General features: G+C 63.5%; 1 protein-coding gene. It reads left to right on the forward strand.

The features are described from left to right. Window positions 1-101 precede the first annotated feature (101 nt). The gene (locus AC5RWT_RS37810; RefSeq protein WP_494084680.1) at window positions 102-836 is read left to right on the forward strand and encodes a beta-ketoacyl-ACP reductase; all 735 of its coding nucleotides are present in this window, start codon (window positions 102-104) and stop codon (window positions 834-836) included. The last annotated feature ends 126 nt before the right edge of the window (window positions 837-962 follow it).

The raw sequence follows: 962 nt of genomic DNA on the forward strand, positions 1-962 counted from the left end.
GTATCAATTCTCCCACGGCGGCCGGAATGTCTAAAGCCGCCGCAACGATGACCGGCGCGCCGGTGTCCCGGGCTAGGATTCCTTAGGAAAACAGCAGCTTGATGGAGGTTAGAGTGAGCAACGAACAGCAGTCCGGCCGCAGTGTGCTGGTCACCGGCGGCAACCGGGGTATCGGGCTGGCCATTGCCCGGGCCTTCGAAGCCAACGGCGACAAGGTGGCGATCACCTACCGCAGCGGCGATGTTCCCGAAGGACTTCTGGGCGTGAAGGCCGACGTAACCGATGCCGGGTCCGTGGACGCGGCCTTCACGGAGGTTGAGGCCGCACACGGTCCCGTGGAGGTCTTGGTCGCCAACGCCGGCGTCACCCGCGATACCTTGCTGCTGCGGATGAGCGAAGAAGACTTCACCAGCGTCGTGGATACCAACCTTTCCGGCGCGTTCCGGGTGATTAAGCGCGCTTCGAAGGGCATGATCCGGATGCGCAAAGGCCGCGTAGTGCTGATCTCGTCGGTGGTGGGGCTGTACGGGTCGCCCGGACAGATCAACTATGCCGCGTCCAAGGCCGGCTTGGTCGGCATCGCCCGGTCGCTGACGCGCGAGCTTGGTTCCCGCAATATCACCGCAAACGTCGTGGCGCCGGGGTTCGTCAACACGGAAATGACCGCCGTGCTGCCGGAAGATACCCAGAAGAACTATCTGGCCTCCATTCCGGCGGGCCGCTTCGCCGAGCCTGAAGAGGTAGCCAAGGTGGTCCGGTGGGTCGCCAGCGACGAAGCCGCCTACATCTCCGGCGCAGTCATTCCCGTCGACGGGGGACTGGGCATGGGCCACTAGGTACCTCCAGCAGGTGTTCGGCCCCTCTTTTGTGGGCTATCTACAACGGATAAGGCTTCGGCGGCTGGCAAGATGGAACCCGAAGCCTTTTCCGGTTGAGCGTTTCCTACAACGGACGGACCGGAC

This window comes from Arthrobacter sp. Dra40, from assembly GCF_059091905.1.

Excerpts from the sequence above, each read along its gene's own strand:
- AC5RWT_RS37810 (WP_494084680.1), top strand. The coding sequence starts at position 102 with ATGGAGGTTAGAGTGAGCAACGAACAGCAGTCCGGCCGCAGTGTGCTG.